Here is a 25,783-nt window from a genome sequence, read left to right as displayed (position 1 = left end):
AATATAAGGATAACATCTCTTTTATACGAAAGTAGATTTAGCCGATGGCTTTTCGTAGAGAAAAGGATACTATTTTAATTATGGAGGCACTGAATGAAACAACTCTATATGAAGCAAAAGATTTTTAGCCTTAATGAAAAATTTACAGTCAAGGATCAACAGGAAAAAGATGTTTATTATGTGGAAGGAAGCTTTTTTAAAATCCCTAAAACCTTTTCCATAAAGGATGCAAACAATAATGAAATTGCCCTAATTACCAAAAAGGTCTTTAGCTTTTTACCGAAGTTTTATATAGAAATCAATGGGGAAAATGTTTTAACGATTAACAAAGAGTTTTCTTTCTTTAAATCCCGCTATACCATTGATGCTGCTGGCATTGAAGTAAGTGGGAATTGGTGGGATATGGATTTTCGCGTTTTTCAGAATGGGGAAGAAGTCGGCAGGGTAAGCAAAGAGTGGTTTACCTGGGGAGATAGCTATAAAGTGCAAATACTGAAGGAAGAAATGGAAGCGATACTGATTGCTTTGGTTGTTGCAATTGATTGTGTAAAAGCAGACCAAGCTGCTACATCTTCTGCCTCTGTAGATTAATGAAAAGGGAAGCATAGGGGTGCTTCCTTCTTTTTGTTATAATAATATTTTTAAAGACAAATTAACCAGTGGAGGAATAAAATAATGAGCACCTTGCCTAATTGTCCAAAATGCGAATCTGAATATACATATGAAGATGGAACTTTTTTAGTTTGTCCGGAATGTGCACATGAGTGGACATTCAATAGTAATATGGAGGCAAATGATGATAGCAAAGTTATCAAAGATGCAAATGGAAATGTTTTGAATGATGGAGATACCGTTACGGTTATCAAGGATCTTAAAGTAAAAGGGAGTTCATCAGTTTTAAAGCAAGGAACAAAGGTAAAAAGTATTCGCTTAGTAGACGGCGATCATGATATTGATTGTAAAATTGCGGGATTTGGAGCAATGAAATTAAAATCGGAATTTGTGAAGAAAGTATAGACTTTTAAGGCCAAGGCAGTCAAAAGACGGTTCTACTAGAGGGCAATTAATATTATTGTCCCCGGTAGAACCGTCTTTTTGCGCTTATTTCAAAAAAGATAAATTTAATATTGCCACTAAAAATAGATAGGATTATTGATAATAGAGATCTATTTTCATTCACAAAAAGACTTCTGTCATTGCTTCGACCTATCTCTTTATTCCAGTTCATATTTAGTTCATATTTATAATTTATTATCACTTCATAAGATGAAAGAGGGAGGATTTACTTTGAATCAAGTGACTAATAATAAAAAGATTATAGATAGTAGAGCATTGGCTGTGGAAGCGGAAGGGCTGGTAAAAGTATTTGGAGACAATCATGCTGTTGATGGAGTGGATTTACAGGTTCGCACAGGTTCTATTTATGGGGTGCTGGGTCCTAATGGAGCAGGGAAAACAACTACGATTAGAATGCTCGCAACTTTGTTGAAGGCAGATGCAGGTTCTGCAAAGATTTTCGGCTACGATATAGGAAAGGAGCCACAGCAAGTTCGCCAATTAATTGGTGTAACAGGTCAATATGCCTCTGTTGATGAATCCCTAAGCGCGACAGAGAATTTAATCATTTTTTCTCGGTTATTAGGTTTAGGGCGTATCGAATCAAAACGTAAAGCAATGGAATTATTAGAAGAGTTTGGCTTAACAGAAGCAGCAAAACGTCCATTGAAAAATTTTTCAGGAGGAATGCGGAGACGACTGGATTTAGCTGCGAGCCTTATTGCACAGCCGCCACTTATTTTTTTAGACGAACCAACTACTGGACTTGATCCACGAACGCGTAATCAAATGTGGGAGACAATCAGGAAATTAGTAAAAGGGGGATCAACAGTCCTGCTGACAACACAGTACTTGCAAGAGGCAGATGAACTTGCAGATCGAGTTGCGGTCATCGATCATGGAAAAGTGGTCGCAGAAGGTACAGTGAATGAGTTGAAGGGATCTATCGGGACTTCCTCCTTACACTTAAGTATCCAAAACGAACAAAATATGCAGGAAGCTCGCCTGATTGTGGAACGTGTGCTTAACGTTCAATCAGCTGTATCAGCAGAAGGTGGAAAAATTACAGCGCCAATGGCTGATGCGGATAAAGTAACCGATTTGCTTATGACATTAAAGACAGCGGGCATTCCATTGGCTGAATTAAGTGTGCAAAAGCCAACATTAGATGAAGTATTTCTAGCTATTACTGGTTCTAATGCAAATGTAGATAAATCTAGTAAAGGGGAGGGATTAGTATGAGCACTACTACATTAAAACCAACCAGAGAACAAAAAATTTACAGAAACTCCACTTTTCGTCAAGCAGTGCAAAATTCATTAACAATGGCTTATAGAGGTTTGCTTAAGATAAAGCGTACACCTGAACAATTATCAGATGTTACCTTACAGCCGATTCTTTTTACTCTTATGTTTACGTATATTTTTGGCGGAGCTATTTCTGGCAATGTGCAAAACTATTTACCGGTTATTATTCCGGGAATTCTCGTTCAAACTGTTATTACAACATCAGTGGTAACAGGTGTCCAGCTCAGGGAGGACATGGATAAAGGGGTGTTTGACCGCTTTAAGTCTTTGCCGATTGCCAGAATTGCTCCTTTAGCAGGAGCATTGCTTGCTGATACTATTCGCTATACCATTGCCACAACTCTTACGTTTACGATGGGATATATTATGGGTTATCGACCAGATGGTGGTATAGGCTTTGTGATCTTGGCAGGAATTCTTGTTATTGTTTGTTCTTGGGCAATCAGTTGGATCTTTGCTTTCTTGGGTGTTATTTCACGAACTGCTTCGAGTGTACAAGGAATTTCTATGATTGTCTTGTTTCCATTAACATTTCTGTCCAATGCCTTTGTTCCAGCTGATACTATGCCTAATTTCCTTCAGTGGTTTGTAAAAATTAATCCTATCTCTCACTTAGTTACAGCAGTTAGGGATTTAACAAACGCGGGAACAATTGGCTTGGATTTCACTATCTCTCTTGTTGGAGCAGCCGTAATAGTAGCTATTTTTGCACCGATTACAGTACGGGCTTATATGAGACGCGCATAAGTTTTTGAAGGATTAAATGGTAGAATAAAGAGAATAATCTATGAAGTAGAACGGCTATGAAATTAGCGGTTCTCCTTATTTTTTTTAAAGGAATGATAATATGGCGAAAATACTAGTCGTAGATGATGATCCACATATTAGAGAATTAATCCGTGTCATTTTAATAAAGGAAGGCTTCTCTATTATGGAGGCAGAAGATGGAGAAGCCGCGATGTCTATACTCGAGCAAGCAAAAATAGATTTAATTATTCTTGATATTATGATGCCGAATATGGATGGCTGGACACTTTGCCGTGAAGTGCGAACCTATTACCCAGAGACAATGCCAATCTTGATGTTGACAGCAAAAGGAGAAACAACGCAAAAAGTGAGAGGGTTTGAACTAGGAGCGGACGATTACTTAGTAAAGCCCTTTGCTCCTGCTGAGTTAGTTGCTAGGGTGAAGGTACTTCTCAAGCGCTACCAAATTAATGTTTCCAATCAGATTGAGATAGGAAATGTCGTGATTAATCGAGAGACCTATAAAATTTCTATTGGAGTTGCTGAAATTACATTACCTTTAAAGGAATTTGAATTATTATTTAAGCTTGCAACCCATCAAAAGAAAATTTTTTCGCGAGAACAATTAATTGAAGATATATGGGGCTATGATTATGAGGGGGATGAGCGCACCGTTGATGTTCATATAAAACGTCTAAGGCAGCGATTTGCCCAAGAGGACTGTCCCTTTAAAATAACGACAGTTCGCGGTCTTGGTTATCGATTGGAGGTTAAATAGTGAAGTTCTCACAATGGATGAAAAGAATAGCAGGCATTTTTGCAATTATTATTTTTCTAATGGTATGCTGGTCCTTCTCCTATTGGTTAACAGCATGGTTTTATGAAGCAATCCAAGTATCTCCAAGCGAATTCATCAGACAATTAATTAATTCAATTGCCGGATTCTTTCTCTTTGGATGCATAATAGCAGTTATCTCAAAAATTCCGTGGATTAGATCCAAACAGGATAAACACTTATACCCAATCATTCAAGCAATCAAAATGATAGCAGAAGGAAATTTTAATATTGACCTTTCCTATTATAAAAATCAGTTTAGAGAAGGTGGCAATGATCATCCTTATTATCAAATAGTAACAAATATTAGTCATATGGCAGAAAAATTAGGAGAAATGGAGGAAATGCGTCAGGAATTTATCTCCAATGTGTCTCATGAAATTCAGTCTCCCTTAACCTCTATTAGTGGGTTTGCTCATGCTTTGAAAAATGATGATTTGAGTCCAAAAGAACGCAATCACTATTTGGACATCATTGAAATGGAAAGCATCCGCTTGTCCAAATTAAGTGAAAACCTATTAAAACTTACCTCTTTAGAATCAGAGCATTTACCTTTGGAGCAAAAAGAGTACCGATTAGATCGACAGCTTCGTCGAATTATTCTTGCCAATGAACCACAATGGACAGAAAAAGAAATAGATATGGATATCTCCCTTGCGAACATAACAATTATGGCAGATGAAGAAATGCTTGATCAAGTGTGGATTAACTTACTTCATAATAGTATAAAATTCACGCCAAAAGGAGGTACTATAACAGTCGAGGCATTTAAATCGGAGAATAAGGTTATTACTGTTAAAATAAGAGATACAGGAATTGGCATGGAACAGGATTCGCTCATGCATATATTTGAACGCTTTTATAAAGCAGATAAATCAAGAAATCGAAATATAGGAGGAAACGGCCTCGGTCTTTCTATTGTCAAAAAAATCATAGACTTGCATAAAGGCGAAATCCAAGTCAAAAGCCAAATAGGAAAAGGAACAGAGATAACAGTAAAAATAGGAAAGCAGAGGGACGGCTCTGCGGAGATCAATTAGCCCGACCTCAGTAGAAACCCGTCCCTCATTTTTAAACAAGGAGCGATTAGAATGGTCAATAAGGTTTTCTTAAATGATTTTGCATTAACGGTTTCAAATTTTAAAGAGGAAAAGGTGAAAAGTAAAAAATCAGAGAAGCTGTTAACGGTAGTAAGCTTTGAGTTTAAAGTAAGAGGTGGGGAAGAATACCACGTAGTTACGAAGTTTTTATATGAGAATATATTCGATGTCAGCATTCCTGATAAGTCATTGGAATTTAGAGGGGAAATTAATCAGTATTCCACCTCCTATACCAATTTCTCTGATGAAGGCAGTACTAGTGATTTCTCTTTAAAATTAATGGAAGTGGAATAAATTTAGAAGGGGTTTGGCAAAGCAGATCACCGTTAAGTGGATAGAGCGATCTGTTTTTTTTTCTTCTATAAACGGAAAGGGCGGTTATCTATATGAAATTAAGTATTTTAGATCAAGCACCTGTATTATCTGGGAAGAGTGCGCAGGAGGCACTTAAGGAATCGATGAAGCTTGCTCAATCTGGTGAAAAATTGGGATACACAAGATATTGGATTGCGGAACACCATGATTTCCCTGGTCTTGCTAGTTCTGCCCCAGAAGTGATGCTTGGGTATATCGGAGCCAATACAGAAAAGATAAGAATTGGGGCAGGAGCCATACTATTGCCACACTATAAACCATATAAAGTAGCAGAAACATTTAATATGCTTGCAACGTTATTTCCCGATCGGATTGATCTAGGAATAGGACGGGCACCTGGTGGATCGGCCGAAGCTTCGATAGCTCTTTCTGGGAATTTTTTAGAAAATGTCCGAAATATGCCTAACTCAATTAAAGATCTTCTCCATTTTTTATATAATAATTATCCAACAGATCAGATGTTTTCAAAAATAACAGCACATCCTCTTCCAGATATACCTCCTGTTCCATGGATCCTTGGAACCAGTGAAAAAAGTGCTATTCAAGCAGCAAGTTATGGGACTGCCTATGCATTTGGCCATTTTATGAGTGACAAAGATGGAATCGAGATTGTCAATACATACAGGAATGCATTTCGACAGAGCAGCGGTCTCCAAAAACCACAAGCTATCATAACTGTATCGGTTATCTGCGCTGAAACCTCCGAACTAGCAGAAGAGCTTGCTTTAAGCTGGTTCCTATCAAAAATCCAAACGGATAAAGGTGAAATAAATAACCGCATTCCTACTATGGAAGAAGCAAGAAATTATTCGTTTACAAGCGATGAGAAAGAAAGAATACAAGAAATGCGCAAAAAGATGATGATTGGAAACCCAAAAGAAGTGAAACAACAATTGGCTGAGCTGCAAGCTGTCTACAGTGCTGATGAAATCATGATTGTAACCATTACTAATAGCTATGAGAGTCGAAGAAAGTCATATGAGCTAATTGCCAAGGAAGTTTGGTGAAAAAGTTTTTTAGATGAAAAGGAAAGGAGGTATTTAAGTGAAGTTAAGTGTACTTGATCAATCTGTAATAAGTAAGAATGGGAATGCAAGCATGACTCTCGCAAATACCATTAAATTGGCAAAACGAACAGAGGAGCTTGGCTACACTCGTTTTTGGGTTGCGGAGCATCATAACTCAAATGGCATCGCTGGTACCTCCCCAGAGATACTTATTTCCAGTATTGCCGCTCAGACAAACAGAATTCGTGTGGGATCAGGCGGTGTTTTACTGCCCCAATATAGTCCTTTTAAAATTGCAGAAGACTTTAAAGTGTTAGAAGCACTTTATCCGAATCGAATGGATTTAGGAATGGGTCGTTCTCCAGGGGGGTCTACCCCAACCCGCTTGGCACTTACGGATGGGGTTAGAAAAAGCTTAAATGAATTTCCTCGCCAAGTAACAGCACTTCAAGAATTTCTCATAGGTTCTTCGCCTAATCACGAGGTTCAAGCTTATCCTTCTGTTGAAACGCAGCCGGAAATGTGGATGCTCGGTGTCTCACAGCGAGGAGCTAGATTAGCCGCTGAAAAGGGAACTGCTTTTACTTATGGCCACTTTATAAACCCCATTAGCGGAAGTATTGCCATGCAGCATTATAGAGAGAACTTCCAGCCGTCTAGTTTTCTTGCAAATCCGCAGGCAAATGTATGTGTATTTGTTGTTTGTGCACCTTCCCAAGAAGAAGCCGAAGAAATGGCATTAAGTCAAGATCTATGGCTGTTAGCAATCGAAAAAGGGCAAGATACTTTCCTTCTTTCAAAGGAAGAGGCGGAAAGTATAAGGCTTTCGGAAGAAGACAAAGCAATCATAAGAAAAAATCGCAAACGGGCAATCATTGGAACCCCGGGAAAAGTAAAAGAAGGACTGCTCCAATTAAGTAAAGTCTACCAAACCGATGAAATGATGATTATTACGAACATTTATGATTTTGAAGAAAAAATGCAATCCTATACACTGCTGGCAGAAGCAGTTCTTTGAAATTTTCATGTAAACACTTGATAAAATTAGCTATAATAATGAAAAAAGGGGGTGCTTACAGTTGGAGAATCATATACGATTGTCTGATACTACTTCCACTCATGCAAAGCCTATTATTGGAAAGGCGATACTTTGCATGGGGCGAAACAACTAATTTTATCGCTGACTAATATTTTGGCTTTGCACCTTATTTTAGACAAAAATAAAAATAAGGGAGCGGGCAAATTTGAAGTATACAAACGCAATGAATGTTTTACCTGAAAAGCTTATTTTGGAAATTCAAAAATATGTCCAGGGCGAGACTCTATATATTCCAAAACAAGAAAATGCTCATAAGAAGTGGGGAACTTCAAGTGGGGGAAGATTAATGCTGGATCGCAGAAATAATGCGATAAAAGCAGCTTTTGCAAATGGAAGCACCGTTCAAGCATTGGCGAAGGAATATCATCTCTCCACAGAAACAATTAAAAAAATCGTCTATTCACATAAAAATAAAGAATAGCACTGGTGAGTTTTCATCAGTGTTTTTTTATGTAAAAATCGTTTCTTAGTCATCTTTTCCATTTTAGAAATAGAGTGTCTTTACTAAAATAGGAAGAGAGGATAATCCATTAATAGGAGAGAATGATATGACAGAAGCATTTATAAAAAATGAACAATTAAATTTTATCAAAAAGCAAATTTCCAACATTAAAGAAAGTATGAATAAAAGTTTACCTAAAACAGTGTTAGCTGCAGTAATGGAGTTAGCTGAGGCAAAAATTTTCGAGCTTTTTCCCCAAGCAACAAGTGATCAGCAAGAGTTATTGGATATTTCCAAATGGAAAACAAAGGATGAATATGAACAATATATAGAGCGACTTGCTAAGTATGTATTGCCGTTTCCAAAAATTACAGAACAGCAGCTAAAAAAATTATTCCCAAAGCAAAAGAAATTAAGATTACCTGATTTTGCAACAATAGACCTTCATCAATTAACCTATTTAAGCTGGACAGATGGAAAGTCTAATAGAAAATTTGTCATTTATGAATTAGATGGGAAATTAGTAGGGGTGGAAGGGAAGATGACGCCGACTAATAAAAAAAATATTTGTTCCTTCTGCAATAGCTTTGGAGAGGTTGCCTATTTTTCAACGATTACCAAAGACAAGAAACCTAAAAATGCAGATTATTACAAGGCTATCGGAAACCTGATTTGTACAGATAGCAGCGAATGCAATAAGAACATGGACAATACCGCATATTTGCAAGAATTTTTACTGACCGCAGAGGGTCGATTTTACTGAGAACGTCCTCGGTGGAATCATCCCTCTGCTACCCTGTTGATAAGCTGTGCTAAGGTTATTAATCCTTTTTCTAATTCTTCTAATGAGGCATAGGAGTAGGATATTCGCAGATGCCGGTCATCTGCTTTATCGTATACGATGCCTGGATTGATAAGAATTCCTTCTTTAAGAGAAATCTCAAATAGCTTGCGTGAAGAAATCATTGGTTTTAATTTCAGCCAGATGTAGAATCCGCCATTAGGTACTGTCCATTCAGCAATATCAGAGAAATTTTTCTTTAATAGATTATTTGTAAAATCTCTTCGCAGTCTTAGCTCTGCTCTTACTTCTGTTAAGAAATCCTCGTACCATCCGTTTTGCAGCCATCTTTCTACAGCAAATTGAGATAAACTGCTAGAACCATAGTCTGTCTGCATCTTAATATCGGCTAAATGCCCGATAACTGGTTCAGGTCCTACAATCCAACCAATTCGGAGCCCTGGGCTTAATGTTTTGGACATACTTCCGATATAGAGAACGTTTCCTTGTGTATCAAGTGCTTTTAAGGGCTTGGGCGGAGGAGTGTCTAACCATAAATCTCCGTATACATCATCCTCAATGATAGGTATTGCTTCTGTTTGACTAATTGCTATTAACTCCTTTCGTCTCCTTTCAGACATGACAATGCCAGTTGGATTATGAAAGTTAGGAATTGTATACAGCAGCCCGGCTTGATGCTGTCTTTTTAGCCGTCCAATGGTATGACAGGTAATTCCTTCTTCATCGAGCGGCAGGCCTAATAAGTGCATTCCTGCTGATTGGAAGACATGGATGGAACTTAAATAGGATGGTGTTTCATGAAAGATGGCTGCTCCTCGCTTTAAGAGACCAATTGATAGTAATTGAAGTGCTTGGAGCCCGCCTGAAACAATTAAGATCGATTCAGAGGTAGCGACTATTCCCTTCTTTTTTAAATAAGAACTAACCGCTTGTCGCAAAGCTAAACTTCCTTTAGGCTCGGTATATCCAAGTGAAAAGCTTAGATTGTCCTTAAGGTGAAAGATTTCTTCCATCCGTGCTTTAGGTAATAGCTTTGGAGAAAGCTCGCCAGTACCAAGTCTAATAATATTCGGATTTGCTTCGGCTTTATTAATTTTTTGGATAATAGATATGTTCGGTCGATGAATGCTCGATTTAACATAACTAGTCCAATCAGGAGGTGGAGTGGAGGCAAGTAAACTCCATGTATTATTTATTACCTTTGTTCCACTTCCTACTTTTGTTTCAATTAACCCATCAGCAGCTAATTCTTCAAGTGCTGTAACAATGGTGCTCCGGTTGACTTCGAATTGTTTTGCCAAACTTCTTTGGGAAGGGAGTTTCATACCAATCGTCCATTCTCCATGAATTATTTTCTTTTTCAGATAGGTAGTAATTTGTTGGTGTAAGGAAACGGTTGAATCCTTTTGTGGCTTCCATTCCATTTCTGCCATTAATTGTATACTCCCTTTGCTTTTTCTTTTATTTTAACAAAATGGTTGGGTTTGTAACCATCCAATTGGATGGAGACAGATAGCCTATTCTTCGTTATGCTCAATAAAAGCAAGGGGGAATAAGGATGGAACCAATATTACATGGAATTTTATTAGCATTTGGGTTAATACTACCATTAGGCGTTCAAAATATATTTATATTTAATCAAGGAGCAACGCATAAAAAATTTAGTTATGTGTTACCGGCCATAATTACGGCTAGTATTTGTGATAGTTTACTTATTTATTTAGCAGTTGCAGGTGTTTCAGTAGTAGTTTTTACCTTTGAATGGGTGAAAACAGTGCTTTTTACTGTTGGCTTCTTTTTCTTAGCGTATATGGGATGGTCTATGTGGAAAACAGCAGCCATGGTGGGGAGCAAGCAAGAACAGCTATTCTTTTCTCCACGCCGCCAAATAGCATTTGCTGCGTCTGTTTCTCTATTAAATCCACATGCTATTCTCGACACAATCGGCGTGATTGGCACAAGCTCCTTAGCCTATACTGGAGAGGAGAAAATCTTGTTTACTGCTGCTTGTATAAGTGTATCTTGGATTTGGTTTTGTTTATTGGCAATAGCAGGGAGAAAGATTGGACAAATCACCGGGCGTGGAAAGCTGATTAAACGCATTAACCAAGTATCAGCAGTTATTATTTGGGCGATGGCACTTTATTTAGGTCTAAATCTAATAATCTTAAAATGACATCCCGCTTTGGGCATTCAGAATGACATCTCCTTTATATTTCGCTATAATGAGAGGGCTGTAAGTGCCCTTCAAATGAAAAAGGGGGTTATGTAATGATTCAATTGCGTAATGTTAGTAAACGTTTTGCGGATGATGAAGTCATTAAGTCTATTTCTTTAGCGATACATAAAGGAGAAATTTTCGGAATTATTGGAGCGAGTGGTGCTGGTAAATCCACGTTGCTGCGGTTAATGAATTTATTAGAAGTTCCGGAAGCAGGAGAAGTGCTAGTGGACGGCCGAGAGCTGACCAGTATTAACTATAAAGAACTTCGACAAGCCCGTCAATCAATTGGGATGATATTTCAACATTTCAATCTTGCTGCAAATAAGACCGTTTATGATAATGTGCTAGTGTCTTTAGAATTGGCTAACTATTCAAGAAAGGACAGACGAAATCGAGTAATAGAGTGTCTCCGATTTGTTGGATTGGATAGCTTTATGGATAAATATCCTGCACAATTAAGCGGAGGTCAGAAGCAGCGTGTAGCGATAGCACGCGCAATTGCGAATAATCCGCAAGTATTATTATGTGATGAACCAACCTCTTCCCTTGATCCAAAAACGACAGGGGAAATCTTGCATGTTCTAGAGGACGTTAATAAGCGTCTAGGGGTAACGATTGTAATCGTCAGTCATGAGATGGAGGTAATCAAAAGCATCTGTAACCGTGTGACAGTTTTGGAAGATGGAGAAATTTATGATACCGTTGCAATCCAGCCAAAAGGAATTCAACAAATAAATAACACCTCCAAAAGGTTAGTAGAACAGCTGAAAAAGGATGGTGAAGTAGACCATGCCTGAGATATTAATTCAATATAGATTGGAAATTTGGCAATCTATTGGGGAGACTTTTATAATGGTAGGCATGTCTATCCTAGCAGCGATTATCATCGGACTGCCAGTCGGAACATTGCTTTTCTTAAGTAGAAAAGGAAAGATGCTCGAAAATCGAATAATTTTTTCTACACTGAACTTAATAGTAAATATTATTCGTTCTTTTCCATTTTTATTATTAGTAGTCTTTCTTATTCCATTTACGAGAATCATCATTGGAACGGCTATGGGTACAGCAGCTGCAACGGTCCCATTATCGATTATTGCCATCGCTCATTATGCTCGTTTAGTGGAGCAATCATTACTAGAAGTGCCAAAAGGCGTAATAGAAGCAGCCATTTCGATGGGAGCATCTGTCAGGGAAGTTATCTTCAAATTTCTTTACGTAGAAGCTCGTTCTGGACTTGTGCTAGGACTAACAACTTCGATTATCAGCTTTATTTCTTATTCAACCATTATGGGAGTTGTTGGCGGCGGCGGTATTGGAGATTTTGCGATTCGTTATGGATATCAACAATTTAAAACAGATTTAATGATTTATATGATTATTATTATGGTCATATTAGTACAGGCTATTCAGTTTACTGGTACAGCAATAGCAAAAGTAATTGATAAAAGATAAATGAGGAGATAAGAAAATGAAAAAAATATTATTTTTAATGATAATAGGCCTATTTCTGTTAGCAGCTTGCGGAAAAGAAAAGACAGAAACAGATAAAAAGCAAACGAATACCAAGGAAAAAGAAGAAGTAACGCTAAAAGTAGCGTCTTTAATACCACCAATGACGGAAATCCTTGAGTTAGTAAAACCAACATTAGCAGAGGAAGGTATTAACCTTGATGTTAAAGTATTAAGTGATAATGTACAGCCGAATACGGCACTTGCGGCAGGAGAAGTGGATGCAAACTTCTTCCAGCATGTCCCCTACATGGAAGAGTTTAACCGAAGTAATAACGCTGAATTAGTGCCAGTAAAAGCTATTTATTTTGCAAATTATGGTGTTTATTCAAAACAATATGATTCTATGGATGATGTGCCAGAAGGTGCTGTAATCGCAATTGCTAATGATGTATCCAATGTAGACCGTTCTTTGGCATTATTGGCTCAACATGATGTCATTAAGCTAAAAGAGAAAACGGGTCCTTATTACACCAAAGCGGATATTATCGAAAATCCGAAAAACTATAAGTTTGAAGAAGTTGATTTATTAATGCTTGCAAGAATGTATGATGATGCCGATCTAGTCGTGATGACACCAGCTTATGCTTCCCCACTTGGCTTAACACCAAAAAGTGATGCCTTGTTAGTAGAAGGGGTAGAAAATGATTTTGCGATTACATTAGTTGCTCGTAAAGATAATGCAGATTGGGAACCTATTCAAAAGCTAGCGGAAGCAATGACTAGTCCAGAGGTTCGTAAATTTTTAGAGAAAAAATATGACGAAACAGCCATTCCTGCATTTTAAATAAGAGGTTGTCTAAAGACAGTCATATTTCACTGATAAATAGCATATCAATGCCTTATCCTAACTATTTATAAGGATAGGGCTTTCTTTTTGGGGAAATTCTGGCTTTAAAAAAATGAATAATTAGCGTATAATTATAGGTAACTATTTAAAATTTTTTGAAAATAAGTTGGGCTGTAACAAGGTGATGCTTGATCCAGAAAAGATGATAGCTTAAATAATTCCTTGGTTACTTTAATGCATCAAAAAGGGAACGCTTACATTCTTTCTGAAAATAAAAGTATAAGGAAGGTTAAAATGAGCAGACGAGAGACGAAAACAGACGTTATTTTAATTGGTGCCGGGATTATGAGTGCAACTCTAGGAACGCTTTTAAAAGAATTAGACCCAGATTTGAAAATTACAGTGTTTGAAAAATTGGCTAGTGCAGGTGAAGAAAGCTCGAATGAATGGAATAATGCGGGAACAGGTCATGCGGCACTATGCGAATTGAACTACACAGTAGAAAAACCAGATGGCTCTGTAGACATAAGTAAAGCGGTAGAAATTAACGAACAGTTTCAAGTTTCCTTGCAATTTTGGTCTCATCTTGTAAATAATCAAGTATTACATAATCCACAAGATTTTATTAGACCATTGCCACATATGAGTTTAGTGCTAGGGGGAAAAAATGTAGCATTTTTACAAAAACGTTTTGAGGCAATGGTAAGTAATCCGCTATTTAAAGGAATGGAATTTTCAAAGGATCCTGAAAAACTAAAAGAATGGATACCTCTCATTATGCAAGATCGCGAATTAAAAGAGCCGATAGCCGCGACAAAGATTGATTCTGGAACAGATGTGAATTTTGGTGCCTTAACACGCTTGCTGTTTGCTGATTTATTGAAAAAGGGGGTAGAAATTAACTACAAGCACAGTGTAAATGATTTAAAACGAACGAAAGATGGTTTATGGGAAGCAAAGGTACAAAATTTAAATAGTGGCACAATGGAAACACATGCTGCTAAATTCGTCTTTATTGGCGGCGGCGGCGGCAGTTTACATTTACTGCAGAAATCTGGTATTCCTGAAGGTAAACATATGGGTGGGTTCCCAGTCAGTGGTATATTTTTAGTCTGCAAAAATCAAGAAATAATCGAAAAACATCATGCAAAGGTGTATGGTAAAGCAAAGGTCGGAGCACCACCCATGTCTGTTCCCCATTTAGATACACGATTCATCGATAATCAGAAATCATTGCTTTTTGGCCCTTTTGCTGGTTTTTCACCTAAGTTTTTGAAGACAGGCTCCATGTTTGATTTAATTACATCTGTTAAGCCAGATAATTTGTTAACGATGCTGGCAGCTGGTGCAAAAAATATGTCCTTAACAAGTTATTTAATCCAGCAGCTTATGCTTTCAAAAGAAAAGCGAATAGAAGAATTACGTGAATTTATCCCGAATGCCAAAGCGGAGGATTGGGATCTTGTGGTAGCTGGGCAGCGTGTCCAAGTAATAAAGGATACAGAAGCTGGCGGAAAAGGGACACTTCAATTTGGAACAGAGGTTGTAAGTGCGGCAGATGGCTCTATAGCAGCATTGCTTGGTGCCTCACCTGGTGCCTCTACTGCTGTTCACGTTATGCTGAAAGTAATCCAGAAATGTTTTACAGAAAAAATGCCAGAATGGCAGCCGAAATTAAAGGAAATGATCCCATCGTATGGATTATCCCTAAAAGAAAACCCCCAGCTATTGCATGACGTTCATACATTAACAGCAGAAACATTGCGATTGTCTGAAAAAAGCCCTATTCATCACTAATCGAAATTAGATTGTTAATACATTCAACTAGGAGAGAAAAAATTTTTTTCGAACAAGTAATACAAAATCAGATACATTTATTTAAAAAAACTTTCATCATGGGATGGAAGTTTTTCTTTTGGAGAAACCGATAGAAGCTTCGCTATTCCTATGTTTTTTCTATATGTATAGAAAAATGATTTAAATTTTGCGAAATGATTGACAAGCGCTTTCAAAAAATGGTTAACTTTGTTTATACAACAAACAAACTAACTTTTGGATTACAAATTATTAGCTGGGTAAGTTTGAAAGTTGGAGGGAATTTTGAAAAATTGCAAATTAGAAAAATACTAGTCTATTTAAATCATTATTCATAAGGAGGATTTTTTAAATGAAAATTATCAACCCTGTACTGAAAGGATTTAATCCAGACCCAAGCATTTGCAGAGTCGGTGAAGACTACTATATCGCAGTATCTACCTTTGAGTGGTTTCCAGGAGTACAAATACATCATTCAAAGGATTTGGTGAATTGGGAATTAGTTGCACACCCATTACAAAGAGTTTCTCAACTAGATATGAAAGGAAATCCTAACTCTGGTGGTGTTTGGGCTCCTTGCTTAAGCTATAGCGACGGGAAGTTTTGGCTTATTTATACTGATGTAAAAGTAGTGGATGGCGCTTGGAAAGATTGTCACAATTATTTGGTTACTTCCGAAACGGTAGATGGGGATTGGGGAGAGCCGATTAAATTAAATAGCTCTGGTTTTGATGCTTCCTTGTTTCATGACGCGGATGGCAAGAAATATTTATTAAATATGCTGTGGGATCAGCGTATTGGCCGTCATCCTTTCGGCGGAATTGTTATGCAGGAATACTCTACCAAGCAGAAAAGGCTAATTAATAAGCCGCAAATAATTTTTAAAGGCACGGATATTAAATTAACAGAAGCGCCGCATCTTTATCATATTGGTGAATACTATTATTTATTAACAGCAGAAGGCGGAACGAAATATGAGCATGCTGCAACAATTGCACGCTCCAAAAATATAGAAGGACCTTATGAGGTTCATCCGGATAACCCACTTTTAACTTCCTGGCATGATCCTAGAAATCCATTGCAAAAATGTGGGCATGCTTCTATTGTTCACACCCATACGGATGAATGGTATTTAGCTCATTTAACTGGCCGTCCTATTCATCCAGATGATGATTCTATAATCCAACAAAGGGGATATTGTCCTTTAGGAAGGGAAACAGCGATTCAGAAGCTGGAATGGAGAGATGGCTGGCCATATGTAGTTGGCGGAAAAGAAGGGAGCTTGGAAGTAGAAGCTCCAAAGATTCCAGAAACAAAATTTCCTCCAACTTATCCAGTTGTCGATGAATTTGAGGAAGATAAGCTCAATATCAATTTCCAAACATTGCGCATTCCTTTTACAGAGAAATTAGGTTCTTTATCAGAAAGACCTCATCATTTACGCTTATTTGGCCAAGAATCATTAACATCAACCTTTACACAATCTTTTGTTGCTAGACGTTGGCAAAGCCTTCAATTTGAAGCGGAAACAGCCGTAGCTTTTACGCCAGAGAATATACAGCAGGCTGCAGGTTTAGTAAATTACTATAACACTGAAAACTGGACAGCATTGCAAGTGACATATGATGAAAATCTTGGACGCATCCTTGATTTAATGGTTAATGACAACTTTTCTTTCTCTCAACCATTGAAGGAGAAAATAATTGTTCCAACCGAAATAGAATATATTTACTTAAGAGTCACAGTCGAAAATGAATACTACTACTACTCTTACTCATTTGATAAAGTAGAGTGGAATACACTAGATATAGTATTTGAATCAAAAAAACTATCTGATGACTATATTCGCGGTGGCGGTTTCTTTACTGGAGCATTTGTAGGAATACAATGTCAAGATACAAGTGGTCAAAATATACCAGCAGACTTTAAATATTTCCGCTATCAAGAAAATGAATAATGGTAAAACCCAGGAAATTAGCTCCTGGGTTTTTATTTTTTTCCTTTTCTAGCACATAATATTCTCTTATATATGCGGAAGTAAAATGAAAGTGCTAACATTTCATTTCCCCCTTTAGACGGAAAAACAATATGTTAAGTTGTAAGAGTTTTCATTGTAAGATAAAAGCGTAGTAATCATCATAAATAATTTACTTAAAATAAATTACTCGGAGGTCATTAAATTGAAAAGAATATTATTAGCTTGTTCTTCAGGAATGTCTACTAGTCTATTAGTTTCTAAAATGAAAGACGCTGCAAAGGAAAAAGGCATTGAAGCAGAAATTTGGGCTGTTGCTCAAGATAAAGCACAGACAGATATGGAACGTGCAGATGTCCTTTTAATTGGTCCGCAAATGCGCTTTTTAAAAAAGAAACTAGCTACTCAAGCAGAATCAGTTGGAATTCCATTAGATGTTATTGATCCAGTTGCTTATGGACGAATTGATGGATTGGCTGTTTTAAACAAAGCGTTAGAATTAATCGAGAATAACAAGTAATCGTTTATTTCCAAATGAAAGCATTTACTAAAAGAAGGAAGAGAGGAAAAACCTTATGAATAAATTTATGGAGGTTTTGGAAAATATTCTATTGCCAATTGCTGAGAAATTGAACAACAATCGTTATTTAGCAGCATTACGTGATGGATTTATGGTTGCCTTGCCGCTAATCATTTTTGGATCAATTTTTGTTGTAATTGCAAACTTTCCTTTCCTAGATAAGATGATAAGCGAAGATGCTTATGCAGCTTATCAAAATGCATTAGGTCCAGCATCCGCAGCAACGCTAAGTATTATGGGACTCTTTGTCATAATGGGAATTGGATATAAGCTGACACAGCATTATGGTCTTGAAGCAATTTATGGAGCTGTTGTAGGGGTTGCATCATTCCTTATTTTAAACCCACAAGAATTAGGGGAAGTAACTGGGGTTATCCCAACAGTTATTCTTGGCGCACAAGGTATGTTCTTGGGGATTTTCACAGCATTTATTTCCGCAGAGCTATATCGCTTCTTTGTGAAGAAAAATTGGACGATTAAAATGCCGCCAGGTGTACCGGACTCTGTATCTAGATCCTTTAGTGCATTGATTCCCATTACACTAACATTAACATTCTTTTTAATCATTCGTATTCTTTTCAGCTTTACACCATTTGAAACAGTACAAAACTTTATTTATACAATTATTCAAGAGCCATTAACTGCTCTAGGTAGTAGTCTTCCAGCAACAATCGTAGTGGTATTATTAATTCAATTATTCTGGTTCTTCGGTTTACACGGACAAATTATTATGAACTCTGTCCTTGACCCAATCTGGTATGCATTGAATGACCAAAACTTTACTGCTTTCCAAGCAGGAACAGAGCTTCCAAACGTTATCACAAAACAATTTATGGATACGTTCCTAGTAGGTATGGGTGGTACTGGGATGACATTGGGGGTTGTTATTCTTATCTTCTTAATCGGTAAGAGCAGACAAACAAAAGAACTTGGAAAACTAGGTGGACCAGCTGGAATTTTCAACGTAAATGAACCAATTATCTTTGGTTTACCAATCATTATGAACCCATTAGTTCTTATTCCGTGGTTATTAGCGCCAGTAGTAGTAACAATCATTACGTATCTGACAATGTCAGCAGGTATCGTTCCGAAACCAGCAGGTATCATTGTTCCGTGGACAACACCGATTGGTATTAGTGGATTCTTAGCAACTGGTAATGATTGGAGAGGGGCAGCACTGCAAATCTTTAACTTACTTGTTGTGATGGTGATTTGGTGGCCATTCCTAAAAGTTCTAGACAAAAATTATTATGAAACAGAGAAAAAAGGATAAGCAGTCAGCAAGATAGAAATAAGTTTTACATTAAGAGGAAGGGGATTTACCTTAGTTAACCTTAAGTGTAAACCCCCTTTAGTTTTAGAAATGGAGTGACAGGGATGGAAACAGATAACAAAATGACAGAAATAGCTTTTCAAATAATTCTTTTTGCTGGAAATGGACGTTCATGTGCAATGGAAGCAATACAAGAAGCAAAAGAAGGAAACTTTGAAGAAGCGGATCGATTACTAGAAGAATCAAGTTCCGAACTTGGTAAAGCGCATGGTTTTCAAACGAGACTACTCCAAGAGGAAGCGAGCGGAAATGGTGCGGGTGTGAATGTGATTTTAGTTCATTCTCAAGATCATTTGATGACAGCTATTACTGTTCGTGATTTAGCTACTGAAATAATTGAGATTTATCGTAATAAATAATTTTGGAGGTTTCTTAAAATGACTGTTCAATACAAATTTCCTAAAGGTTTTTGGTGGGGAAGTGCCACATCTGCAACACAGATAGAGGGAGCAGCGAATGAAGCAGAAAAAGGAAAAAACATTTGGGACCATTGGTATGAGGCAGAACCAAATCGCTTTTTTAACAATGTAGGGCCAGAAACTACTTCTAATTTCTACTATCAATATAAAGAGGATATTCAATTGATGAAGGAAATTGGGCATAATTCTTTCCGCTTATCTATTTCTTGGTCTAGATTAATTCCAAACGGACGGGGAGAAGTGAACCCAGAAGCTGTAACTTTTTACAATAATGTAATTAATGAGCTACTAGCTAATGGAATCGAACCATTCGTTACCCTGTATCATTTTGATATGCCGCTAGAGATGCAGAAAATCGGTGGCTGGGAAAATCGTGAAGTTGTAGATGCTTACCAAGCCTATGCTTTGCAATCCTTCCAGCTATTCGGTGATCGTGTGAAAAAATGGTTTACGTTCAATGAACCGATTGTTCCGGTAGAAGGTGGATATTTATATGATTTTCATTATCCGAATATCGTAGATTTTAAGAAGGCTGCACAAGTAGCCTATCATACAGTTTTAGCACATGCGAAAGCTGTTCAAGCTTTTCGAGGATGGAGTCAAGACAAAGATACAAAAATAGGGATTGTTTTAAATTTAACACCATCCTACCCAAGAAGCCAGAATCCATATGATTTAAAAGCTGCGAATATTTGTGATTTATTCTTTAATAGAAGTTTCTTAGATCCTGCTGTTCTTGGTGAATATCCAGAGGAATTAGTAGAAATATTACGTGAACATGGACAACTACCGAATAGTGAGCAAGGAGATTTAGAACTAATTAAAGAAAATACAGTTGATATTCTTGGTGTCAACTATTATCAGCCCCGCCGAGTAAAGGCAAAAGAGCATTTACCCAATCCTTATAGCCCTTTTATGCCAGAATGGTTCTTTGATCCCTATGAGATGCCAGGCAGAAAAATGAACCCTTATCGCGGCTGGGAAATTTACGAAAAAGGTATTTACGATATCATGGTGAATTTAAAGGAAAACTATGGGAATGTGGAATCCTTTATTTCCGAAAATGGCATGGGAGTACAAGATGAAGAGCGTTTCTTGAAAGATGGACAAATTCAAGATGATTATCGTATTGAATTTATTGAAGGACATTTACAATGGCTGCATAAGTCTATTGAAGAAGGCTGTAATGTTAAAGGATATCATCTATGGACATTCATGGATAACTGGTCATGGTCCAATGCTTATAAAAATCGCTACGGTTTCATTTCAGTAGATCTAAAAACACAGACAAGAACACCAAAGAAAAGTGCTTACTGGTTTAAAAATGTAGCAGCCAATAATGGATTTTAGGAACAACCATGAATGTTTCTGATATAATCTTTCTAGATATCAAGATAGGTTCTGATCAAGAGTTAAGATCAGAACCTTTTTGAGTAAAAATGTATATGGATAAAATAGTAAAAAATGAATGGAAGGAGACTTTATTTTGTTAAGCTCCCGAATGAAACAAGTATTAAGTGAATTATTGGCAGCGGATACACCAGTAACAGGTGAATATTTAGCTACTGTTAATCATGTGACAGCGCGAACAACAAGAGAAGATATTAAAAACCTAGATGCTATATTAAATAATCATGGTGCAAAAATAATTTCCGTTATCTCAAAAGGCTACACGTTGGAGATTTGGGATAAAGCTGTATTTCAACAGTATTTACATTCTATATTTGTAGAAAACTCACTTTCTCATACTGGTATCCCTAAAACACCAGAAGACAGAGTAACTTATATTATTATCCGGTTTTTATTAAATGATCAATACCTTAAATTAGATGATCTCGCAGATGAACTGTTTGTCAGTAAGTCTACTATTCAACAAGACATTAAGCATGTGAAAGAAAGCCTCCAAAAGTATGACATTATATTAGAAGCACGACCGAATTATGGACTTAAAGCAATTGGGGATGAAATTAAAGTTCGCTTTTGTTTATCAGAGTATGTACTTGACCGTAAAAAACAAACAATCAGTACAATAGATAGTCCTCATCCTTCTATTTTTAATGAAGAGAAAATGGATAATATCCAAGAAATTATTTTAAGACAAATAAAAAAGTATCAAATTACTTTATCGGATATCGCTATTAATAATTTATTGATTCATATTGTAATCGCCCAAAAGCGGATTGTTAGTGGTCATTATGTAGCAATATTTCATGCCGATTTGGATGAAATTGAACAACAAAGGGAATATCATGTAGCAAATGAAATAGTGAAGGAAGTAGAAGATCTATATCAAATTAAGTTTCCACAGGCGGAGATTGCCTATATTGCCATGCATTTACTTGGAACAAAGTTAGTTACCCAGAAAAAGGGTCATATTGATCATGTAATTGAGGATGATATTCTTCAGCTGGTTCATTTTGTTTTGTCCAAAATAGAAGAAAAATTAGACTTAGGCATTGAAAAGGATGAAGAACTTATCTTTGGAATGAGTATGCATTTAAAGCCTGCAGTTAACCGCATTAAATATGGAATGAATATAAGGAACCCCATGTTGCAAGAAATTAAAAATAACTATCCACTTGCCTATGAGGCAGGGATTATTGCAGGACTGGCCATTAAAGAATACACAGGAATCGAAATGGATGAAAATGAAGTTGGTTATTTAGCGCTTCATATTGGTGCAGCAATGGAAAGAACTAAATTACGTTCAGGTCCAAAACGCTGTTTAGTTGTATGTGCTTCTGGGCTTGGAACCGCCCAGTTAATTTATTATCGTCTTAAATCTTATTTTGGCAGTAATTTAGATGTGGTTGGGACGACAGAATATTATATGCTCGATCAATATAATTTAAATGAAGTTGATTTTATCGTTAGTTCTATTCCGTTTAAGGAGAGCTTTGACATTCCAGTCATTGAGGTAAATGCAATATTGAAGGAAAGTGATTTAAAGGCAATTGAAAAATTTATTCTAAACCAAAGTAATCATCAGCCAATCGAATCCTTTTTTCGCCAAGATCTTATTTTTTTAAAGAAAACATTCCATTCCCAAGAAGAGGTTTTAACCTTTTTACATACACAGTTAATGAAGAAAGGTTTAGTGGGAAAACCATTTTTAGACGCGGTATATGAAAGAGAAAAGGTAGCGCCAACCGCTTATGGGAACTTGGTTGCTATCCCGCATCCGATTACGCCCCAAACAGAAAAAACATTTGTATGTGTATGCACCTTAGAAAAACCTATCGATTGGAATAATAACTCGGTTCAGATTATCTTTTTGCTATGTGTAAAAAAGAACAGTCAAGAGGATTTGCAGGAAATGTATGATGTCCTCGGTAAATTTATTGAGGACCACACAAGTGTTCATAAAATATTAAAGGCAAGTATGTATGAGGAATTTATCCGCATAATGAAGGAAGCATGATGGTTAGAAAGTAAAGAGCGGGGGTTTACCGATATAGGTATACTCCCGCTTTTTAAGTTAATTCTTATTCTCCTACATCTGCCCACTTATATTCATAAGTTGCTCCGAATGGATTTACAAATACATTCTTTACTTTTGGTGAAATCAATTGTGCTCTTGATGCTTGGTAAACAGGTGCAATTGGAGCATCTTCAAATAATAGCTTTTCAGCTTTTAAGAAGTTATCATAACGAGCAACGTTATCAGTTGCAAGTTTAGTTGCTGTATCGCCAACTAATTGATCATATTCTTTATTAGAATAGCCTGTTTTATTGTTTCCTCCATCTGTAATCCACAAATTCATGTATGTGAATGGATCAAGGAAGTCAGGGCCCCATCTAGAAAGTTGCAGCTCATAATCCATGCTAGAATCTAGATCAAGTCGTTGCTCTTTTGGAACTTGTTTAATTTTAACATTCAAGCCTTCTAAGTTTGTAGATAACTGGTTAGCCACATATTCAACTAAAGTTTTTGTTGTTGCATCATCATCTGCTAAAAACTCTAGCGAAACATTATCTGTACCTAATTCTTTTAAGCCTTTTGCCCAGTAATCTTTTGCTGCTTTTAAATCATAAGTAACAAGATCTCCACTAACTTTGCGGAAGTCCTCACCAGTTTCTGGCATTGGAGTAAAGTCAGCTGGGACAAGTCCATTTGCTACGATAGAACCGTTATTTAAGATTTCATTAACTAAAGCATCTTTGTCAAATGCACGGCTAAGAGCTAAACGAATATTTTTGTTTGCTAAAGCTTCTGATTTTGTTTGGTTAAATTTAAGGAAATACACAAATGTGTCTGCTGAAACATTATAATTCTCATCAGTTGAATACTGGTCAACTAAATCAGATGTAAGATCCATGCGATCGACTGTTCCTTTTTCATATAAACCAAGAGCTGTTTGTGGGTCTTTTACTACTTCAAATGTCAATTTATCCATTTTAACGGTGCTTGCATCCCAATAACTATCATTTTTTGCAAGAACCCATGAAGTACCTGTACTATCCCACTCAGTAATGCTATAAGGCCCGTTTGCTAATAAGTTCTCTGAACTTGTTGCAAATTTATCTCCTTTTTCTTCCACAAACTTTTGGTTTAATGGCAAGAATGTACCAAAAGTAGTTAATGTCTCAAAATAAGGTGTTGGGTTTTCTAATTCTACAACAAGTGTATAATCACCGTCCGCCTTCACACCTAATTGATCAACAGCTAGTTCCCCAGAACTGATAGCAGCAGCATTTTTAATGACACCGTTCATCATATAAGGACCATATTCCGATTTAGTGTCCGGATTAACAGCGCGTTGCCATGCATACACAAAGTCGTTTGCTGTAACTGGGTCACCATTTGACCATTTAGCATCTTCTCTTAATGTAAACGTCCAAGTTAATCCATCATCACTAACTTTGTGATCAGTTGCAATACCTGGTGATGGCTGTGTATCTTTATCTAAACGGTAAAGCCCTTCCATTGTAGCACCAAGATAAACAAATGAAGATTCATCTGTAGCTAATGCTGGGTCCATTGACGGAATTGCCTCTGGATTTATAAAGTTAAGGACTTTTTCGTCTGATTTACCGTCCTTATCCTTTGAGTCGGTAGAAACGTCGGTATTATCGCCAGAGCATGCAGCTAATACACTTAGCACAAATGCAAACGTGAGAAGTAATAACCAATTTTTTCGTTTCATGAAGTATTCCCCCTGTTTATGTTGTTTAATTCTGAATATTATCTATCTAGTGAACATTCAAAACTATAAAAATTATTATACCTACTAGTAGATGTAGTTGTAAAGTTATTGTTGAATAATTATTGAAAGATTTAGTATATTTAGACCTATTTTATCTGAAGGATTTTATTTTATAAGAAAAAGAGATTCAGAATTATGGAACGATAAGGTTAGAAAATAATGAATATTCCTTTCTAAAGATATGTGTTGGGGGGATTAAGGAACGATTGTTGTTCTTCTTGCTGTCTTAATCCGTTACGTGATAGAGTTTGAAGGAGTACTGCCTGCTTTTGGGTAGATTATATATAAGGAAGTTGGAAGGAGAGGAATTGAATGGAATATCGCAAAGCGACTAGGGAAGATATTAATCTGCTAATGGAGCTAAGAAAATTCCAGTTAGTAGATGAGGGGATTACTGCAGATAAAGATATTGATAACGAACTAGAAGATTTTTTTCAAAGGAAATTAGCAGAAGGTTCCCTTATTCAATGGCTTGTAATGGAGGAGAATGAAATAATTGCAACAGGAGCTATCGTAATATATGAATTCCCACCTACTTATACGAACAAGAGCGGAAAAAAGGCCTACGTAACTAATATGTATACAAAGAATGCTTATCGCGGAAAAGGAATAGCTACCACTCTACTAACAAAATTAGTTGAGGAAGCTAAAAGCTTAGGTATTAAGAAAATATGGTTGGGTGCTTCGAAGCTTGGCAGACCTGTTTATAAGAAGTTCGGCTTTAAGGAAACGGATGAGTGGATGGAGTTGGAGCTAGAATAATAATGCAGGAGTGGTTAGGGTCATCCTTTTTGTGGACAGACCCTCTTTTTTATTTGGTAAAAGTGATGGGGAGTTTATTTGGTCGATGAGGTATAGTGGAATGGCAGCAGATGGGGTAGATATAAGCTCATAATTGTGGTATATCAGCCAAAGCAGAGGTGAAATCAGCTAAAGTAGAAGGGAAATCAGCTAAAGTAGAAGGGAAATCAGCCAAAGCAGAGGTGAAATCAGCCAAACTGGAGGGAGAATCAGCCAAAGCAGAAGGGAAATCAGCTAAAGCAGAGGTAAAATCAGCTAAAGCCCAAAATACTAGCCAATCTCTCTCACTTCACCCACCAACGTCTACCTCAACATAACTAAAAAAGAGCCTCCGCAAAAGGGAAGCTCTTTCTCAAAATC

At 36.9% G+C, this 25,783-nt stretch carries 26 protein-coding genes; 24 read left to right on the top strand and 2 right to left on the bottom strand.

Annotated elements, in window-relative coordinates; all coding sequences use genetic code 11:
- Positions 1-93: 93 nt before the first annotated feature.
- From NSQ92_RS21990 to NSQ92_RS21940, 11 genes are all read left to right on the top strand, one after another.
- Complete coding sequence (locus tag NSQ92_RS21990) at positions 94-591, top strand: LURP-one-related/scramblase family protein (protein WP_047940972.1); 498 nt, start codon at positions 94-96, stop codon at positions 589-591.
- 84 nt (positions 592-675) lie between these two features.
- Positions 676-1,017, top strand: a complete 342-nt coding sequence (locus tag NSQ92_RS21985) for a zinc ribbon domain-containing protein YjdM (RefSeq protein WP_047940971.1) — start codon at positions 676-678, stop codon at positions 1,015-1,017.
- Between the two features lie 270 nt (positions 1,018-1,287).
- Positions 1,288-2,298, top strand: coding sequence for an ATP-binding cassette domain-containing protein (locus NSQ92_RS21980; protein ID WP_341153233.1), 1,011 nt, complete (start codon positions 1,288-1,290; stop codon positions 2,296-2,298).
- Positions 2,295-3,110, top strand: a complete 816-nt coding sequence (locus NSQ92_RS21975) for an ABC transporter permease (RefSeq protein ID WP_251687798.1) — start codon at positions 2,295-2,297, stop codon at positions 3,108-3,110. The genes NSQ92_RS21980 and NSQ92_RS21975 overlap by 4 nt, the downstream gene beginning before the upstream one ends.
- A 100-nt stretch (positions 3,111-3,210) precedes the next feature.
- Entirely contained in the window at positions 3,211-3,888 is a 678-nt protein-coding gene (locus tag NSQ92_RS21970; protein WP_341153232.1) for a response regulator transcription factor, read from the top strand.
- Positions 3,888-4,985 carry a sensor histidine kinase gene (locus NSQ92_RS21965; RefSeq protein WP_341153231.1) on the top strand — a complete coding sequence of 366 codons (1,098 nt, stop codon included), beginning with the start codon at positions 3,888-3,890 and terminating at the stop codon, positions 4,983-4,985. Before NSQ92_RS21970 ends, NSQ92_RS21965 begins: the two co-directional genes overlap by 1 nt.
- A gap of 51 nt (positions 4,986-5,036) precedes the next feature.
- The gene (locus tag NSQ92_RS21960; protein ID WP_095258312.1) at positions 5,037-5,339 is read left to right on the top strand and encodes a DUF3219 family protein; all 303 of its coding nucleotides are present in this window, start codon (positions 5,037-5,039) and stop codon (positions 5,337-5,339) included.
- 92 nt (positions 5,340-5,431) lie between these two features.
- Positions 5,432-6,427 carry an LLM class flavin-dependent oxidoreductase gene (locus NSQ92_RS21955; protein WP_251687800.1) on the top strand — a complete coding sequence of 332 codons (996 nt, stop codon included), beginning with the start codon at positions 5,432-5,434 and terminating at the stop codon, positions 6,425-6,427.
- A gap of 37 nt (positions 6,428-6,464) precedes the next feature.
- Positions 6,465-7,445, top strand: a complete 981-nt coding sequence (locus NSQ92_RS21950) for an LLM class flavin-dependent oxidoreductase (protein WP_095321932.1) — start codon at positions 6,465-6,467, stop codon at positions 7,443-7,445.
- 226 nt (positions 7,446-7,671) lie between these two features.
- The gene (locus NSQ92_RS21945) at positions 7,672-7,947 is read left to right on the top strand and encodes a CD3324 family protein (protein ID WP_061797124.1); all 276 of its coding nucleotides are present in this window, start codon (positions 7,672-7,674) and stop codon (positions 7,945-7,947) included.
- A gap of 127 nt (positions 7,948-8,074) precedes the next feature.
- The gene (locus tag NSQ92_RS21940) at positions 8,075-8,731 is read left to right on the top strand and encodes a FusB/FusC family EF-G-binding protein (RefSeq protein ID WP_047940964.1); all 657 of its coding nucleotides are present in this window, start codon (positions 8,075-8,077) and stop codon (positions 8,729-8,731) included.
- Positions 8,732-8,748: 17 nt separating this feature from the next.
- Here the strand turns inward: NSQ92_RS21940 and NSQ92_RS21935 are convergent, their stop codons facing one another.
- Positions 8,749-10,203, bottom strand: a complete 1,455-nt coding sequence (locus NSQ92_RS21935) for an aminotransferase-like domain-containing protein (protein ID WP_095258309.1) — start codon at positions 10,201-10,203, stop codon at positions 8,749-8,751.
- Between the two features lie 125 nt (positions 10,204-10,328).
- Between NSQ92_RS21935 and NSQ92_RS21930 the strand changes: the two genes are divergently transcribed.
- The 11 genes from NSQ92_RS21930 to NSQ92_RS21880 all read left to right on the top strand — a co-directional run bounded on the left by NSQ92_RS21930 (position 10,329) and on the right by NSQ92_RS21880 (position 22,836).
- On the top strand, positions 10,329-10,946 hold the full coding sequence (locus NSQ92_RS21930) for a LysE/ArgO family amino acid transporter (RefSeq protein ID WP_341153230.1): 618 nt from the start codon (positions 10,329-10,331) through the stop codon (positions 10,944-10,946).
- A gap of 95 nt (positions 10,947-11,041) precedes the next feature.
- Entirely contained in the window at positions 11,042-11,791 is a 750-nt protein-coding gene (locus tag NSQ92_RS21925) for a methionine ABC transporter ATP-binding protein (protein WP_047940961.1), read from the top strand.
- On the top strand, positions 11,784-12,446 hold the full coding sequence (locus tag NSQ92_RS21920) for a methionine ABC transporter permease (RefSeq protein ID WP_047940960.1): 663 nt from the start codon (positions 11,784-11,786) through the stop codon (positions 12,444-12,446). The genes NSQ92_RS21925 and NSQ92_RS21920 overlap by 8 nt, the downstream gene beginning before the upstream one ends.
- Before the next feature lie 16 nt (positions 12,447-12,462).
- A complete protein-coding gene (locus tag NSQ92_RS21915) occupies positions 12,463-13,290 on the top strand; it encodes a MetQ/NlpA family ABC transporter substrate-binding protein (protein ID WP_341153229.1) in 828 nt (275 codons plus the stop codon).
- Positions 13,291-13,527: 237 nt separating this feature from the next.
- Positions 13,528-15,090, top strand: a complete 1,563-nt coding sequence (locus tag NSQ92_RS21910; protein WP_082138246.1) for a malate:quinone oxidoreductase — start codon at positions 13,528-13,530, stop codon at positions 15,088-15,090.
- A gap of 370 nt (positions 15,091-15,460) precedes the next feature.
- Positions 15,461-17,065, top strand: coding sequence for a xylan 1,4-beta-xylosidase (xynB, locus tag NSQ92_RS21905; protein WP_144544975.1), 1,605 nt, complete (start codon positions 15,461-15,463; stop codon positions 17,063-17,065).
- A 223-nt stretch (positions 17,066-17,288) separates the two neighbouring features.
- Positions 17,289-17,603, top strand: coding sequence for a PTS sugar transporter subunit IIB (locus NSQ92_RS21900; RefSeq protein ID WP_061797114.1), 315 nt, complete (start codon positions 17,289-17,291; stop codon positions 17,601-17,603).
- A 55-nt stretch (positions 17,604-17,658) separates the two neighbouring features.
- The gene (gene celB / locus NSQ92_RS21895; protein WP_047940956.1) at positions 17,659-18,936 is read left to right on the top strand and encodes a PTS cellobiose transporter subunit IIC; all 1,278 of its coding nucleotides are present in this window, start codon (positions 17,659-17,661) and stop codon (positions 18,934-18,936) included.
- 104 nt (positions 18,937-19,040) lie between these two features.
- Positions 19,041-19,355 (top strand): PTS lactose/cellobiose transporter subunit IIA, encoded by a 315-nt coding sequence (locus NSQ92_RS21890; RefSeq protein ID WP_047940955.1) that lies wholly within the window; start codon positions 19,041-19,043, stop codon positions 19,353-19,355.
- Positions 19,356-19,373: 18 nt separating this feature from the next.
- On the top strand, positions 19,374-20,765 hold the full coding sequence (locus NSQ92_RS21885) for a glycoside hydrolase family 1 protein (RefSeq protein ID WP_341116857.1): 1,392 nt from the start codon (positions 19,374-19,376) through the stop codon (positions 20,763-20,765).
- Positions 20,766-20,901: 136 nt separating this feature from the next.
- On the top strand, positions 20,902-22,836 hold the full coding sequence (locus NSQ92_RS21880; RefSeq protein ID WP_095258306.1) for a BglG family transcription antiterminator: 1,935 nt from the start codon (positions 20,902-20,904) through the stop codon (positions 22,834-22,836).
- Positions 22,837-22,900: 64 nt separating this feature from the next.
- Here the strand turns inward: NSQ92_RS21880 and NSQ92_RS21875 are convergent, their stop codons facing one another.
- Complete coding sequence (locus NSQ92_RS21875) at positions 22,901-24,562, bottom strand: peptide ABC transporter substrate-binding protein (RefSeq protein ID WP_047940952.1); 1,662 nt, start codon at positions 24,560-24,562, stop codon at positions 22,901-22,903.
- Positions 24,563-24,934: 372 nt separating this feature from the next.
- On the opposite strand from NSQ92_RS21875, the gene NSQ92_RS21870 reads away from it, so the two are divergent.
- Positions 24,935-25,384, top strand: coding sequence for a GNAT family N-acetyltransferase (locus NSQ92_RS21870; protein WP_047940951.1), 450 nt, complete (start codon positions 24,935-24,937; stop codon positions 25,382-25,384).
- 158 nt (positions 25,385-25,542) lie between these two features.
- On the top strand, positions 25,543-25,740 hold the full coding sequence (locus NSQ92_RS21865; protein ID WP_341153228.1) for a hypothetical protein: 198 nt from the start codon (positions 25,543-25,545) through the stop codon (positions 25,738-25,740).
- Positions 25,741-25,783 lie beyond the last annotated feature (43 nt).

This window comes from Niallia sp. FSL M8-0099, from assembly GCF_038006945.1.
GTDB classification, from domain to species: domain Bacteria; phylum Bacillota; class Bacilli; order Bacillales; family Cytobacillaceae; genus Niallia; species Niallia circulans.
Note: the sequence above shows the minus strand (reverse complement) of the source record. Positions and strands in the feature narration are given on the sequence as shown.